We start from the raw sequence: 15,624 nt of genomic DNA on the forward strand, positions 1-15,624 counted from the left end.
GACTGACCGGGCATGTGAGCTCGGGTGTCTCAGGATCTGATAATATCTTCCTGCCTCAGCAGGTCTAATAATTGGGGTACCAAATTTGTTACCAATTGTTCACCATCAAGATGAATCTCTGGCGATTCAGGCGCTTCGTATACCGAATCAATTCCGGTGAAATTGCGTAACTCACCCGCCCGCGCTTTTTTATACAGCCCTTTTGGATCGCGTGCTTCACACGTTGCTAATGGCGTATCGACAAAAACTTCAATAAAACGCCCTTCGCCAACTCGCTCACGAACCATTTTGCGCTCAGCGCGATGCGGTGAGATAAAGGCGGTCAACACCACAAGCCCCGCATCCACCATCAGGTTAGCCACTTCACCAACCCGGCGAATATTCTCCTTACGATCGGCATCACTAAATCCAAGATCGCTGCACAAGCCGTGACGCACGTTATCGCCATCCAAGAGATAAGTACTCACCCCCAGCTTATGCAACGCTTCTTCAAGCGCCCCTGCTACCGTGGATTTACCGGAACCAGACAACCCGGTAAACCACAGTACAACACCACGATGACCGTGGCGTTGTTCCCGCTGTTGCGGTGTAACAGGATGGGCATGCCAGACGACGTTTTCGTCATGCAGCGCCATTATTTTCCTCCCAGCAGATCGCGCGCACCCCAGTGTGGGAAGTGGCGACGCACCAGTGCATTAAGCTCCAGCTCAAACGCGCTGAACTGAGAAGCCGCGGCGTGCTCCTGAACAAGTGGCTCACGCACCAGTCCCGCGCCAACGGTAACGTTGGTCAGGCGGTCAATAATTATCAGCCCGCCCGTCACCGGGTTCTGCTGATAGGTATCCAGCACCAGCGGCTCATCAAAGGTCAGATTAACCAGACCGATGCCGTTCAGCGGTAGCGCTTCAACGTCACGTTGGGTCAGGTTGTTTATATCGACCTGATATTGCACGCTATCAACGCGTGCGCGGGTCTTCTTGCCTGCGACTTTGATGTCGTAGCTTTGTCCAAGCGACAGCGGTTGTTCCGCCATCCAAACCACATCAATGGCAGCGCTTTGAACCGCCGGCAACGCCTCACCGGCATCAAGTAACAGGTCGCCCCGGCTGATATCGATCTCATCTTTCAGCACCAGGGTGATCGCTTCACCTGCATGCGCTTCCTGTAAATCGCCATCAAAGGTCACGATCCGCGCTACGCTGGACTCAACGCCGGACGGCAGCACTTTGACGCGCTGCCCGACCTTCACGCTACCGGAGGCCAGCGTTCCGGCATAACCACGAAAATCCAGATTCGGTCGGTTCACATACTGCACCGGGAAGCGCATCGGCTGAGTATCAATACTGCGCTGGATCTCAACGGTTTCCAGCACTTCCAGCAGCGTCGGACCGCTGTACCACGGCATACTGGCGCTTTGCGAAGCCACGTTATCGCCTTCCAGCGCAGAGAGCGGCACAAACCGGATATCCAGGTTACCCGGAAGTTGTTCAGCAAAAGTAAGATAGTCTTCGCGAATGCGATTAAATGTCTCTTCGCTAAAGTCCACCAGATCCATTTTGTTGATCGCCACCACCAGGTGTTTGATCCCAAGCAACGTGGAGATAAAGCTGTGACGACGAGTCTGATCCAGCACACCTTTACGCGCATCGATCAATAGGATCGCAAGGTCGCAGGTCGACGCACCGGTCGCCATGTTACGGGTGTACTGTTCATGCCCGGGTGTGTCCGCAATAATAAATTTACGCTTCTCGGTAGAGAAATAACGGTAAGCCACGTCGATGGTGATGCCCTGCTCGCGCTCGGCCTGCAAGCCGTCAACCAATAACGCCAGATCAAGCTTTTCGCCTTGAGTGCCGTGACGTTTACTGTCATTGTGCAGCGATGAAAGCTGGTCTTCATAAATCTGACGCGTGTCGTGCAGCAGGCGACCAATCAGGGTGCTTTTCCCGTCATCCACGCTACCGCAGGTTAAAAAGCGCAGCAGACTTTTGTGTTGCTGGGCAACCATCCAGGCTTCAACGCCGCCTTCATTAGCAATTTGTTGTGCAAGTGTCGTATTCATGGCGGCTCCTTAGAAATACCCCTGACGTTTCTTCAGCTCCATGGAGCCCGCCTGGTCGCGGTCAATCACGCGGCCCTGACGTTCACTGGTAGTTGAGACCAGCATCTCTTCGATAATTTCCGGCAGCGTCTGCGCATTCGACTCCACCGCGCCTGTCAGCGGCCAGCAGCCGAGCGTACGGAAACGTACCATGCGTTTTTTAATCACTTCCCCGGGTTGCAGATCGATTCTGTCGTCATCAATCATCATCAACATGCCGTCGCGTTCAAGCACCGGACGCTCCGCCGCCAGGTACAGTGGCACGATGTCAATGTTTTCCAGCCAGATGTACTGCCAGATATCCTGTTCGGTCCAGTTGGAGAGCGGGAAGACGCGAATACTTTCGCCTTTGTTAATTTGTCCGTTGTAGTTGTGCCACAGCTCCGGGCGCTGATTTTTAGGATCCCAACGATGAAAACGATCGCGGAAAGAGTAAATACGCTCTTTGGCACGTGATTTCTCTTCGTCACGACGAGCACCGCCAAACGCGGCATCAAAACCGTATTTATTGAGCGCCTGCTTCAGCCCTTCGGTTTTCATAATGTCGGTATGCTTGGCGCTGCCGTGGACGAACGGGTTGATGCCCATCGCCACCCCTTCCGGGTTTTTATGCACCAGCAGTTCGCAGCCGTAGGCTTTCGCCGTACGGTCACGAAACTCGTACATTTCGCTGAATTTCCAACCGGTATCAACGTGCAGTAATGGGAACGGCAGCGTGCCAGGATAAAACGCTTTACGCGCCAGATGCAGCATTACGCTGGAATCTTTGCCGATGGAATACATCATCACCGGATTAGAAAACTCGGCGGCCACCTCACGAATGATATGGATGCTTTCCGCTTCCAGTTGCCGCAGGTGGGTAAGTCGTTTTTGATCCATAACCGTTCCTATGTAATGCCGTTATTTTGCTAACGATGCTCAGATAACCTGACTATAGGGAGGGCAAGAGGGCGAATGAAATTACGAATTGGAATGAGTAGTTCCTCAAAGGAATAACGATCCGGAAAAGCAAATATCAAAAAGTGCTTAAGCTACCGGATTTCGGGCATTTAGGAGCAAATGAAATTGTTTTACCTCGATCACAGTTTCATACTAGCGGCTGAAAATTTCTGCTTGGTATTTAAGGACTCATTATGTTTTCCGCAACGCGCCACCTTATTGCTGCCATGGCGCTCGGCGCGTGTTTTATCCTTCCTGCACAGGCAACATCCTCCAAACCTGGCGATATCGCAAATACCCAGGCTCGATATATCGCAACGTTTTTCCCGGGCCGCGTGACGGGATCTCCGGCTGAAATGTTATCCGCTGATTATATACGTCAGCAATTTCAGCAGATGGGCTACAGCAGTGATATTCGGACGTTTAATAGCCGTTATGTTTATACCGCCAAAAATAACCGTAAAAACTGGCATAACGTAACGGGAAGCACCGTTATTGCAGCACATGAAGGCAAAGCGCCGCAGCAGATTATTATTATGGCGCACCTCGACACCTACGCCGCACAAAGCGATGCCGATTCAGATGCCAATCTGGGTGGATTAACCCTGCAAGGGATCGACGACAACGCCGCAGGTGTTGGCGTGATGCTGGAACTGGCGGAAAAACTCAAAGACGTGCCGACGCAGTACGGCATCCGATTTATCGCCACCAGCGGCGAGGAAGAAGGCAAACTGGGCGCGGAGAACATCCTGAAGCGAATGAGCGCCGCCGAGAAGAAAAACACGCTGCTGGTTATCAACCTCGATAACCTGATTGTCGGTGATAAGCTCTATTTCAACAGCGGTAAGAAAACCCCGGAAGCGGTGCGAAAACTAACGCGCGACCGGGCACTGGCTATCGCGCATAGTCGCGGCATTGTAGCCAGCACCAATCCTGGCCTGAACAAAGACTATCCGAAGGGTACAGGATGTTGTAACGATGCGGAGGTCTTCGACGACGCGGGTATTGCTGTGCTCTCCGTTGAAGCGACCAACTGGAACCTGGGCAAGAAAGATGGCTACCAACAGCGCGCCAAAAGCGCCTCGTTCCCGTCTGGCAACAGCTGGCATGATGTGCGACTGGATAACCAGCAGCATATCGATAAAGCCTTACCGGGCCGGATAGAGCGCCGTAGCCGCGACGTAGTACGCATTATGCTGCCGCTGGTAAAAGAACTGGCGAAAGCAGGTAAATCCTGAAGAAGAAGCCCGGTAATAAATAAACGTTACCGGGCTTTTAACAGTTAGCCTTCGTGCAGCCCGCACTCTCTTTTCAGCCCAAAGAACCGCGTCTCTTCTTCCGCCATTCCCGGCTCCCATTTGCGGGTGGTATGGGTATCGCCGACTGACAGATAGCCCTGATCCCACAGTGGATGGTACTTCAGACCATGCTTTTGCAGATACTGGTAAACCGTACGGTTGTCCCAGTCGATGATCGGCAGAACTTTAAACACACCACGCTGAATAGCCAGCACCGGTAAATGCGCACGACTGCCCGATTGCTCACGGCGCAGACCGGCAAACCAGGTCTGCGCGTTCAGCTCCAGCAATGCCCGGTTCATCGGTTCGACTTTGTTGATGTCATTGTATTTTTCAATGCCCTCAACGCCCTGCTCCCACAGTTTGCCATAGCGCGCTTCCTGCCAGGCCGCACTTTCCTTCGCCCGGTAGACTTGCAGATTAAGCTTGAGCTTGTCCGTTAACTCGTCAATAAACTGGTAGGTTTCCGGGAACAGATAACCGGTATCGGTGAGGATCACCGGGATATCCGGGCGAACCTGATTTACCAGGTGCAGGCTCACTGCCGCCTGAATACCAAAACTTGATGACAGTACATATTCGCCAGGCAGGTTTTCCAGCGCCCACGCCACGCGATCCTCGGCGCTCAATTTTTCCAGTTGGTCGTTGGTTTGCGCCAACGCCATAACGCGTTCAACTTTCGGCAGTTCGTTCAACGCGTTGAGATTGAGTTTGGACATAAGTTCCTCACTGTTTGCCTTGCCTGATGGCGCTGCGCTTATCAGGTCTGCCGATTCAGCAGACCCGATAAGTCAATTTCACATTATTCCCAGAAATCCCGGGCAGGATCGAGCACCGGGCGAATAATGCCCGCACGCACCGTAAAGTCACCGAAGCCTTCACCCGCTTCGCGCTCTTTCGCCCAGCGCCCAATCAGTTCATCCAGCGATGCCAGAATTTCCGGCTCGGTGATGTTCTCTTTAAACATCCGGGGAATACGAGTTCCAATACGGTTGCCCCCTAAATGGAGGTTGTAACGTCCGGGCGCTTTCCCCACCAGACCAACTTCCGCCAGCATCGCGCGGCCGCAACCGTTCGGGCAGCCAGTCACACGCATGACAATATTTTCATCACTCAGGCTGTGCTTCGCCATCAGCGTGTCGATGTTGTCGATAAACGTTGGCAGGAAGCGCTCGGCCTCCGCCATCGCCAGCGGACAGGTCGGGAACGACACGCAGGCCATCGAGTTTTCACGCTGCGGAGTGACCGCATTCATTAAGCCACTCTTCTGCGCAATCTTCTCGATCTTCGCCTTTTCACTCTCAGGAACACCTGCAATGATCAGGTTCTGGTTCGCGGTAATACGGAACTCACCTTTGTGGATCTTCGCGATCTCAAGCAGACCGGTTTTCAACGGACGGCCCGGATAATCCAGGATACGGCCGTTTTCAATAAACAGCGTCAGATGCCATTTATTGTCGATCCCTTTCACCCAGCCGATACGATCGCCGCGACCGGTGAACTCGTACGGGCGGATGGGCTCAAACTTGATCCCCGCGCGGCGCTCAACTTCAGCTTTAAAGGTCTCAACGCCTACGCGTTCCAGCGTGTATTTGGTTTTGGCGTTTTTACGATCGGTACGGTTACCCCAGTCACGCTGAGTCGTCACCACCGCTTCCGCGACGGCCAGCGTATGCTCAAGCGGCAGATACCCAAATTCGCTTGCCGTCCGGGCGTAAGTTTTCTTATTGCCATGCTCAATGGACAAACCGCCGCCCACCAGCAGGTTAAAGCCCACCAATTTGCCGTTTTCCGCAATCGCCACGAAGTTCATGTCGTTGGCATGCAGATCGATGTCGTTCTGCGGTGGGATCACCACCGTGGTTTTAAACTTACGCGGCAGATAGGTTTGACCGAGGATCGGCTCCTCGTCGGTGGTCGCAACTTTTTCCTGATCAAGCCAGATCTCTGCATAGGCGCGGGTGCGCGGCAGCAGATGTTCGGAGATCTTTTTCGCCCACTCGTAGGCTTCGGCGTGCAGCTCAGATTCATACGGGTTGGAGGTACACAGCACGTTACGGTTCATATCGTTGGCGGTCGCCAGTGCGTCCAGGCCGACGGAGTGCAGCATCTGGTGTACCGGCTTAACGTTCTTCTTCAGAATGCCGTGAAACTGGAAGGTCTGACGGTTGGTCAGACGAATGCTGCCGTAAATAGTGTTGTCATGGGCGAACTTGTCGATCGCCTGCCACTGTTTGGTGGTGATCACTCCACCCGGTAGACGACAGCGCAGCAGCATCGCGTGACGCGGCTCCAGCTTTTGCTCGGCACGTTCAGCGCGGATATCGCGGTCGTCCTGCTGGTACATACCGTGAAAACGGATCAGCAGGAAGTTGTCGCCTTTAAACCCGCCGGTCAGGCCGTCGTTTAAATCTTCGGCAATGGTACCGCGCAGATAGTTGCTTTCCAGCTTCATACGCTCAGCGTCGGACAGTTTGCCTTCGACCACCAATGGTCCTGGATGTTTTTCGCTCATTAGTAGACATCTCGCTGATAACGGCGCTCAATGCGCAGCTCACTTAAAAATTCATCCGCCGCTTCGATATCCATACCACCGAATTCGGCAATCACTTCCAACAACGCCTGCTCAACGTCTTTCGCCATACGATTGGCATCGCCGCAGACATAAATATGGGCACCGTCGTTAATCCAGCGCCACAGTTCCGCGCCCTGTTGGCGCAGTTTATCTTGTACGTAGACTTTTTCTTTTTGATCGCGGGACCAGGCGAGATCGATACGGCTCAGTACGCCCTCTTTGACGTAACGCTGCCATTCCACCTGATACAGGAAATCTTCGGTAAAGTGCGGGTTACCGAAAAACAGCCAGTTTTTGCCTTCGGCTCCATCAGCCGCACGCTGCTGCATGAAGGCTCGGAACGGTGCAATTCCCGTACCCGGGCCAATCATAATTACCGGCGTCTGCGGGTTTGACGGCAGGCGGAAATTGTCGTTGTGTTCAATGAACACGCGGACTTCACCTTCTTCTTCCACGCGGTCGGCGAGGAAACTGGAAGCACCACCAGCACGGGCGCGACCTTCTATCTCATAACGCACCACGCCCACGGTGACGTGCACTTCGCTTTCCACTTCCGCCTGAGAAGAGGCAATGGAGTACAAACGCGGCGTCAACGGACGCAGAAGATCAACTAACGCCTGAGCATCCAATTGCGCCGGGGAAAAGCGCACCATATCGACGATGGGCGTGGTGGCGGCATAATGCTGCAACTGTGCTTTGTCACCCACTAACGGCAGCAATGTTTCGCTGCGGGTTAAGGTGGCATAGTTCTCCACGATATTGCCGGTATTCACCGTCAGCTCGAAATGCCACTGCAACGCTTCAGCGAGCGACAAGGTTTTGCCTTCAACCGTCACCGGTTCATCACCTTTCAGCCACAGCAGTTCAACCAGTTCTTTAACCAGATCCGGGTCATTCTGATACCAGACGCCCAAGGCATCGCCCGGCTGATAACGCAGGCCGGAATCGCCTAAATCAATTTCAATATGGCGTACGTCTTTTTCAGAGTCACGGCCGGTAATTTTCTGATTCACCGCAAGCGACGCCGTCAGCGGCGCTTCTTTGGTATAGGGGCTGGAGTGAATCTCGTTCACCGCGCCGCCCGCCACGGCCTGCACCGATGGCGCCGCCGGCGCGCGGGCTTTCAGTACCTCGACCAGACGCGCGCGCCATTCAGCGGCGGCGGCCTGGTATTCCACGTCGGCATCGACGCGGTCGAGCAGACGTTCACCGCCCAGCTCAGCCAGTTTCGCATCGAAGTCTTTTCCTGACTGACAGAAAAACTCATAGGAGGTGTCGCCAAGACCAAACACGGCAAAAGCGGTGTTATTGAGCTTTGGCGCTTTTTTCGAGAACAGGAATTTATGCAACGCCACAGCTTCTTCCGCCGGTTCACCTTCCCCTTGCGTCGACGCCACCACGATCAGCAGTTTTTCATTGGCGATTTGTTTGAATTTATAGTCGCCAGCGTTGATCAGAGTGACGTTGAGCTTCGCGGCGATCAGATCATCGCGCAGGGCTTCCGCCACACGACGCGCATTACCGGTTTGCGAGGCGGAGATAAGCGTAATGCCTGGCATTTCAGCGACAGGCGCAAGCGCCGCTGCATTGCTACCAGGCTGCTGATTCAGCACGCCCCAAAAATAGCCAGAAACCCACGCAAGCTGTGCGGGAGTGAAATCGGTCGTGGCTGCCTGAAGGCGTGCCAGTTGCTCCGGGTTTAGCGGTAGCAGAGCGGAAGGTGGGGCCTGTGTCGTCATGCGTTGTCATGTTCCAGTAAGCAAAGCGGATTTCAGCAATAAAACCCAAACTGAAGATAAGGTTAACGGCGGGGATAGTAACAATTAAAGAAGGGATAGAAATAACAAATAACCAAATGGACTAACCTGTTTTAGTTATAGTCATTAACGACAAAAACGATTTAATAACTATATGATATATAAATAGTTATTAAACATTAACAGCGTAAATATGACGTTCTGATGCTTAGCGCCCTTTTAACTAATGATAAAAATTGTGCTTTACGGTACCCTACGGCGGTTTTTCGCATTCTTGAGAGTAAATAATGTCCACCACCTTGTTTAAAGATTTCACCTTCGAAGCCGCTCACCGCCTGCCGCACGTACCGGAAGGGCATAAGTGTGGCCGCCTGCATGGTCACTCATTTATGGTGCGTCTTGAAATTACCGGTGAAGTCGATCCGCATACCGGTTGGATCATGGATTTTGCTGAGTTAAAAGCCGCGTTTAAGCCGACTTACGACAGACTCGATCACTACTATTTGAACGATATTCCTGGCTTAGAAAATCCAACCAGTGAAGTGCTGGCCAAATGGATTTGGGATCAGATTAAACCTGTGGTCCCTCTGCTAAGTGCTGTAATGGTGAAAGAAACCTGCACAGCAGGCTGCGTGTACCGCGGCGAGTGATTGTAGGCTTGCCGGATGGCAATGCGTCTTATCCGGCCTGCAACAAGCAACAAACTCTGGCCGGGTAAGCGAAACGCTCCCGGCACAGTTATCAGGCAATATTCAGATATTTATGGGTTTGCATCGACAGACGCCAGTTGCGCGCAATACAGGTATCAATACACAAACGCGTCGCATCTTCTTTCTGGCTGATTGGCTGTAAGGCGATGATTCGTGGTTTGTCGTCGCTCAACGTCGCCAGCAGTTCATCCAGCGCTTCAATATCGCGAACGCGACCAACCGGATGTTTGATTTCATTCGCGCGCTCTAGCGCCTGCGACAGCACATCATAACCGCCACGCATATTTACCTTCGGCGATACGGTCACCCAGGTATTCGGCGTACAGCGTACTTCGTGGGTACCACTGGTTTCAATCTGGCAGCTAAAGCCGTTCTTTTCCAGCAGGTCAGTCAGCGGCATCAGGTCATGAATGCAGGGCTCGCCGCCGGTGATCACCACATGACGGGCGGTATACCCCTGACGCGAAATGACCGCCAGCAGATCCTCACTGCTCGCCGCCCCCCATTTGTCGCTTTCTTTGGTCTTGGCCAGGATGCTGTACAGGGAGACTTCCCGATCCTCAAGCTTATCCCAGGTGTGTTTGGTATCGCACCAGGCACAGCCAACCGGGCATCCCTGTAAACGAATAAAAATGGCGGGGACGCCGGTAAAGTAACCCTCACCTTGCAGGGTCTGGAACATCTCGTTAATCGGGTACTGCATAGCGCTCTCAATATGGGGATAAACGATAATTATCGCAGATCCCCGCCAAAGTATCATGCCCCATCGATGCTTTACGAGGCGATCGCCGCGACAAAGCGTGCCGTTATCTGCTGCGGACGCGTGATTGCGCCACCAACCACCACGGTATGGGCACCTAATTCCAGGCATCGTGCGGCACGTTCCGGAGTATCGACGTTTCCTTCTGCCACGACAGGTACGCTGACCGCCGCCAATACCTCACGTAAAAAACCGCAGTCGTTTTCCGCCAGCACATGCCCGGCAGTGTCAGCGGTATAGCCGTAGAGCGTGGTGCCCACGCAGTCAAAACCCAGACGCTCAGCTGTCACCGCTTCGTCTATGGTGGCGATATCCGCCATCAGCAGCACAGACGGGTAGCGAGCGCGGATTTGCATAACTAATTCTTCCAGCGTTTGTCCTCCTGGGCGCGGGCGCGCTGTCGCATCCAGAGCAATAATCTCCGGCTCAACGGTCATTAGCTCATCCACTTCCTTGAGGGTGGCCGTGATAAACACATCGCTACCCGGATAATCGCGCTTGATAATCCCAATCACCGGCAGGGAGACGCTCTCTTTGATCGCGCGAATGTCCACCACGCTGTTCGCACGAATACCTACAGCACCTCCCTGCGCTGCCGCCAGCGCCATACGCGACATAATAAACGGACTGTGCAGGGGCTCATTTTCCAGCGCCTGGCAGGAGACGATTAATTTACCTTTCAGGGAATCCAGTACAGTTTTCATTACGATAAGATCTCTTCGACTTCGTTTTTGATGATGGTGACATGCGGGCCATAAATCACCTGAACCCCGTTGCCGCGAATAATTACGCCACGCGCTCCGGTCGCTTTCAGCGCCGCTTCATCGACCTTGCTACTCTCTTTTACCGTCACGCGCAGACGTGTGGCGCAACAGTCCACCTCTTCCAGATTCTCTTTACCTCCCAGTCCGGCAATCACAGCCGCAGCACGCTCACTTTGCGGCAGGCCGGATTCAGTCGGTGCTGCGTTTTCACGACCAGGCGTCAACCAGTTAAAGCGGTTAATCAAATAGCGGAAGGTGAAGTAGTAAAGGAAGAACCACGGGATCCCCACCATAGGGACGTACATCCAGTTGGTTTTAGCTTCCCCCTGTAGCACACCGAAGAGGAGGAAATCGATAAGCCCACCCGAAAAGGTTTGCCCGATGGTGATATGTAAAATATGTGCCATCATAAACGCCAGACCATCGAAGAAGGCGTGAATGACGTATAACACAGGTGCGACAAACAGGAAGGAGAACTCGATAGGCTCAGTGATCCCCGTCAGGAAAGAGGTCAGGGCCGCAGACAACAGCAGTCCGGCGACAAGCTTTCTGTTCTCTGGTTTGGCAGTATGGTACATCGCAAGACATGCGCCAAGCAGGCCAAACATCATGGTGATAAAGCGCCCGGACATAAAGCGCGAGGTGCCCGCATAGAACTGCTGCGTATTCGGATCGGCAAGTTGCGCGAAGAAAATACGCTGCGTGCCTTCAACCAACTGGCCGTTGACGATTTCACTCCCGCCAAGCGCTGTGGTCCAGAACGGTAAATAAAAGATATGGTGTAACCCCAGTGGGCCAAGCATACGCAGGATGAAGCCGTACAACAGCGTACCCAGATAACCGGTCGCATCCACCAGACCACCCAGTCCAAAAATGAGTTTCTGGAAATGCGGCCAAACCACCGTCATGACCGCACCCACTACAATCGCGGCAAGGGAGCTAATAATCGGCACAAAGCGCGAACCGCTGAAGAAACCAAGGAACTGAGGCAGCGAGACTTTATTGAAACGGCTATGCAGCGCGCAGGTGACAAGCCCAATCACCACCCCACCAAATACGCCTGTTTCCAGCGTCTGAATACCCAGCGTCATCCCCTGGCCTACGGCACCGGGATTCTCGTGCGCCAGCGTTCCGTTGAGTGTCAATAAAGCGTTGATGGTGGCGTTCATCACCAGAAATGCCAGCAATGCAGCAAGCCCGGCGGTGCCTTTATCCGTTTTCGCCAGTCCTACTGCCACACCCACCGCAAAAAGCACCGACAGGTTGGCAAACACAATAGAACCTGCGCTGGTCATGATCGTGAAGATTGCCTGTAACCAGTCAACGTCCAAAAACGGATACGCCGTCAATGTGTTTGGATTCGACAGCGCACCGCCAATCCCTAACAACAGCCCCGCAGCGGGCAGTACCGCAATCGGCAGCATGAACGATTTGCCGAACCGCTGTGCCTTTTCAAACCATGCGCCCGATGAGGCGCCGCTAAACATTTGCATCATTTTTTCATCTCCCCGATTGATGATGAAAATTTTTACCATAATTAATTTCATAAATGAAAATTATCATCAAAAACCAGGAAACCGATCATACTTTTTTAAAATGACTGGCATCTCTCCCCTGCTTTCCGCCACACTATCAGCAGAGAAACGCATTAAGGATTTTGCATGTCAGAAAATGAAAACCTGCTGCTGAGATTGCGCCAGGGCGTTGACGGATATAGCCGAACACAGCAGAAGCTGGGAGAGTTTGTGCTTAGTGATCCGGCAAAAGTTGTCTACCTGACGATTACCGAACTGGCGCGTGAAAGCGACACCAGCGAGGCGAGCGTCACACGTCTGTGCCGCACGCTTGGGTGTAAGGGTTATAACGAATTCAAAATGGCGCTGGCTCTCGATCTCCAGCAAGGACAGCCGGTAGAGCACAGCGGGGATGAAATTGACAATGTGGTCAATGAATCCGTGCAAGCGCTGCAGGACACAGCAAAGTTACTCGACAGGACATTACTGGAATCCGCCGCTCTGGCGCTACATCAGGCTCAGTCGGTACAGATTTATGGCGTAGCGGCCAGCGCTATTCTGGGGGAGTATTTACATTACAAACTCCTGCGCCTCGGCAAACCCGCGCAACTGTTCAGCGACATGCACCGCGCAGCCATGAATGCCACTACGCTTAGCAAAAATACGCTCGTGGTAGCGATCTCCAGTTCAGGCTCCACGCGCGATCTGCTGCATGTCGTGAAACTGGCGCGTAAGCAAGGCGTGCGCGTACTGGCGCTAAGTAATACACCGCGCAGTCCGCTGGCTTCGCTGAGCGATATTCAACTGGTCGCAGCCAAACCAGAAGGTCCGTTGAGTGCTGGTGCGCTAAACGCCAAGGTGGGTGTGATGCTGTTGGTTGAACTTCTCACCACGTCGCTGATTGCGCTGGATGAAAAGTACAGTGATGTGAGCCAGCAAACAGCCAGCGCAACACTTCCTCTACTGCTTTAAAAGCATAAAAAAACCCGCCGCAGCGGGTTTTTACGTTAAGAGTTAAAGAACAGGATTACAAATAGAAATAGTGGGGATGCCGGCAAAGTCCCCCTCTTCTTGAAGAAGTCTGAAACATCTCGTGAATGGGTATTGTTAGCGTTCTCAGTATGAAGATAAGCAATAATTTTCCCAGATTCCGAAAACGGGTCGTACGCTGCGCTTGTTTAAGGTAAGACTCCCCTGTTCACCAGAAAGTATATCGAGTTTAGTTTTTCTACCGCTTACCCATTAGTTTGAGCTGTAACTTGATACTCCAAACCAGATTGATAAAGAAAGGGTTAAAGAAGACTGAAATCAAGACTAAGATGAGGCAACAAAGTATGCACATTATAAATAGCTCAAACCCTCCCATTGATGCAGGAAAAAGCATAGAGAAGAATAACGCGCCACCCCAGGCATAGTATTTCCAGGCGTAGAGAAAGAAAGCTCGGCTTACGCTGATGTTTTTCTTTCTCGCTAATTTAAGCAAGAAACGAACATTTTTTTCTTTCATTCCAGCATTCACGAGTATAGATTTTATATCATTATTCATAACAATCATCAGTTAAAGTCATTGCAATATATAAAACATCACTTGACTCCCCTTTAAAATAACACCAGATTAATCACTTAGATTCCTCGTAACTTGATATAAACTTTCCAAACCTTAAGGTAATTTTTATGAAGCCGACAAGTTAACTCAATAACAAAAAACAACAACCCGAATATTAAAAAGAGCACCAATAACTCAGTGTAATCTTCTTGTCCAATTGAAAATATAAAAAATGACATAACAAAAGCCATGATAATATCAACCTTAATGATACTTGCATCTGTTAATAAATAGGCTTTTTGTATATTCACTTTGTTTTCATTAGCAAAACGAATAAGTTTCTGTGCTTTATACTCACTCAAACCCGCAAGTTTAATACTTTCAGTTAAAGACTTATCATTCTGATCATATGCTTTGAAGATCATATCCTTATTCCCTCAATTCAGCCCAGTTAGTACTTTCTCCACCAAAAAGTTGATAAATAGTGAATCCACTAACTACATCACCGGTTAACTCACTAGCCACCCCGACTGCCCCCAAGGTTCTCCAACTGCGGATATAATCTTCCTGTATATAGCGGAATAATTTCCACGAATCTGTTCTCAAGGTCAGCGTTGAGGCTGAACCAAATGAAAGAACAAGATCTCCCGTTGAAAAAGCAATATCACCACCCTTATCATCACTCCCCAAAAGTTTAGCTACCTGGCGGTAGGCATACCTCAAAGGCATTCTTTTGGGGTCTTCATGATATAGTAAATAATAACCATTTTCCCAAACATTCTCACTTCCCTGCATCATTAAAGGGACCCCATAACTTTTACATGCAGCACCAAGGCTTGCTTTACATAAACCAAACCCACCGATAACTTGCATTGATCCACTAATGAATCCAACTCGCTTTAATGTTATTGTAAGCGTAGAGTGCCGTTCTCTTTCACGCTCAGCTATTGCATATAATTTAACACTCCCCATCCTTAATTGCATATGATATTTAGTTAAAGACATATGATATTCACGTAATCTATCCAATGCCTTGCCGAAATCTAATTTCCCATACCGATATTCATCAAGGTAACGTGATGTAACCCTACGTTCCTCAATCATATATTTTGAACGTATAGCCGGATCATGAATATATTGAAAACTAATATCATAGACAAGTCGATCAATCTTTTCTTTTTCTCGTTGCAAATTCATTAATCCATAACTACTCAAAATAACCTCCTGTTATTTCCCAAGCAATTTATATTGAACCTTAATGCTCCAGATTAAATTTATGACAAAGGGTGTAAAGAAGAGTGAAATGAGACCTACACCAATACAGAAGAGAATGTTTACTATGAAGAAATCTATACCCTCAGAAAGTGATGAGAAAATTACAGCCAATAGCAAAGCCGTACACCAGGCGTAATATGTCCAGGCATAGAGAAAAAATGCCCGACTTAAGCTGATATTTTTCAGTTTTGCCAACTTTATCAGGATAGCAGCATCCTTTTTTTTCATGCCCGCTTTCGCCAGTATGTCTTCCAATTCGCTATTCATTCAATATTTCTATTATTGTTAATGATAAATATAAAAACATATACAAAAAATAATCACATAATTAAATTACTCTTAGTGAAATAATAACAAAGTGATAAAGATCAAATCGTTCATCAAA

Annotated in this window: 15 protein-coding genes; 3 read left to right on the plus strand and 12 right to left on the minus strand. The window is 50.9% G+C overall.

Annotation, left to right across the window (positions count from 1 at the left end):
• Window positions 1-29: 29 nt before the first annotated feature.
• Genes cysC through cysD form a run of 3 tightly spaced genes read right to left on the minus strand, consistent with a single transcriptional unit; the run spans window position 30 to window position 2,980 of the window.
• On the minus strand, window positions 30-635 hold the full coding sequence (gene cysC / locus WC1_RS05900) for an adenylyl-sulfate kinase (RefSeq protein ID WP_003034157.1): 606 nt from the start codon (window positions 633-635) through the stop codon (window positions 30-32).
• Window positions 635-2,062, minus strand: a complete 1,428-nt coding sequence (gene cysN / locus WC1_RS05895) for a sulfate adenylyltransferase subunit CysN (protein ID WP_016150905.1) — start codon at window positions 2,060-2,062, stop codon at window positions 635-637. The genes cysC and cysN overlap by 1 nt, the downstream gene beginning before the upstream one ends.
• 9 nt (window positions 2,063-2,071) lie before the next feature.
• Window positions 2,072-2,980 carry a sulfate adenylyltransferase subunit CysD gene (gene cysD, locus WC1_RS05890; protein WP_003034152.1) on the minus strand — a complete coding sequence of 303 codons (909 nt, stop codon included), beginning with the start codon at window positions 2,978-2,980 and terminating at the stop codon, window positions 2,072-2,074.
• Window positions 2,981-3,234: 254 nt separating this feature from the next.
• On the opposite strand from cysD, the gene WC1_RS05885 reads away from it, so the two are divergent.
• Window positions 3,235-4,278 (plus strand): aminopeptidase, encoded by a 1,044-nt coding sequence (locus WC1_RS05885; RefSeq protein ID WP_003034151.1) that lies wholly within the window; start codon window positions 3,235-3,237, stop codon window positions 4,276-4,278.
• Between the two features lie 44 nt (window positions 4,279-4,322).
• On the opposite strand, the gene cysH is transcribed toward WC1_RS05885, so the two are convergent.
• The 3 genes from cysH to cysJ all read right to left on the minus strand — a co-directional run bounded on the left by cysH (window position 4,323) and on the right by cysJ (window position 8,652).
• Window positions 4,323-5,057: a phosphoadenosine phosphosulfate reductase gene (cysH, locus tag WC1_RS05880; protein WP_016150906.1), complete on the minus strand. Its 735-nt coding sequence runs from the start codon at window positions 5,055-5,057 to the stop codon at window positions 4,323-4,325.
• Window positions 5,058-5,140: 83 nt separating this feature from the next.
• Window positions 5,141-6,853, minus strand: coding sequence for an assimilatory sulfite reductase (NADPH) hemoprotein subunit (cysI, locus tag WC1_RS05875; RefSeq protein WP_003034148.1), 1,713 nt, complete (start codon window positions 6,851-6,853; stop codon window positions 5,141-5,143).
• A complete protein-coding gene (gene cysJ, locus WC1_RS05870) occupies window positions 6,853-8,652 on the minus strand; it encodes an NADPH-dependent assimilatory sulfite reductase flavoprotein subunit (protein ID WP_016150907.1) in 1,800 nt (599 codons plus the stop codon). Before cysJ ends, cysI begins: the two co-directional genes overlap by 1 nt.
• A 305-nt stretch (window positions 8,653-8,957) precedes the next feature.
• Here cysJ and queD point away from each other — a divergent pair, with 305 nt between their 5' ends.
• Window positions 8,958-9,320 carry a 6-carboxytetrahydropterin synthase QueD gene (queD, locus tag WC1_RS05865; RefSeq protein ID WP_003034142.1) on the plus strand — a complete coding sequence of 121 codons (363 nt, stop codon included), beginning with the start codon at window positions 8,958-8,960 and terminating at the stop codon, window positions 9,318-9,320.
• 91 nt (window positions 9,321-9,411) lie between these two features.
• On the opposite strand, the gene queE is transcribed toward queD, so the two are convergent.
• The 3 genes from queE to WC1_RS05850 all read right to left on the minus strand — a co-directional run bounded on the left by queE (window position 9,412) and on the right by WC1_RS05850 (window position 12,400).
• Entirely contained in the window at window positions 9,412-10,083 is a 672-nt protein-coding gene (gene queE / locus WC1_RS05860; protein WP_003034139.1) for a 7-carboxy-7-deazaguanine synthase QueE, read from the minus strand.
• 71 nt (window positions 10,084-10,154) lie between these two features.
• On the minus strand, window positions 10,155-10,844 hold the full coding sequence (locus tag WC1_RS05855) for an N-acetylmannosamine-6-phosphate 2-epimerase (protein ID WP_003840340.1): 690 nt from the start codon (window positions 10,842-10,844) through the stop codon (window positions 10,155-10,157).
• Window positions 10,844-12,400, minus strand: a complete 1,557-nt coding sequence (locus tag WC1_RS05850) for a maltose/glucose-specific PTS transporter subunit IIC (protein WP_003034134.1) — start codon at window positions 12,398-12,400, stop codon at window positions 10,844-10,846. Before WC1_RS05850 ends, WC1_RS05855 begins: the two co-directional genes overlap by 1 nt.
• Before the next feature lie 165 nt (window positions 12,401-12,565).
• Here WC1_RS05850 and WC1_RS05845 point away from each other — a divergent pair, with 165 nt between their 5' ends.
• Entirely contained in the window at window positions 12,566-13,390 is an 825-nt protein-coding gene (locus WC1_RS05845) for a MurR/RpiR family transcriptional regulator (protein ID WP_003034131.1), read from the plus strand.
• 651 nt (window positions 13,391-14,041) lie between these two features.
• Here WC1_RS05845 and WC1_RS05840 read toward each other — a convergent pair.
• From WC1_RS05840 to WC1_RS05830, 3 genes are read right to left on the minus strand one after another with little or no spacing between them, the layout of a single operon-like run.
• Window positions 14,042-14,389 carry a hypothetical protein gene (locus WC1_RS05840; protein WP_016150908.1) on the minus strand — a complete coding sequence of 116 codons (348 nt, stop codon included), beginning with the start codon at window positions 14,387-14,389 and terminating at the stop codon, window positions 14,042-14,044.
• A 4-nt stretch (window positions 14,390-14,393) separates the two neighbouring features.
• The gene (locus WC1_RS05835) at window positions 14,394-15,179 is read right to left on the minus strand and encodes a DUF4225 domain-containing protein (RefSeq protein ID WP_016150909.1); all 786 of its coding nucleotides are present in this window, start codon (window positions 15,177-15,179) and stop codon (window positions 14,394-14,396) included.
• Between the two features lie 12 nt (window positions 15,180-15,191).
• Window positions 15,192-15,506, minus strand: coding sequence for a hypothetical protein (locus tag WC1_RS05830; RefSeq protein ID WP_016150910.1), 315 nt, complete (start codon window positions 15,504-15,506; stop codon window positions 15,192-15,194).
• Between the last annotated feature and the right edge of the window lie 118 nt (window positions 15,507-15,624).

The sequence above is a fragment of the Citrobacter sp. KTE30 genome (genome assembly GCF_000398825.1).
GTDB classification, from domain to species: domain Bacteria; phylum Pseudomonadota; class Gammaproteobacteria; order Enterobacterales; family Enterobacteriaceae; genus Citrobacter; species Citrobacter freundii.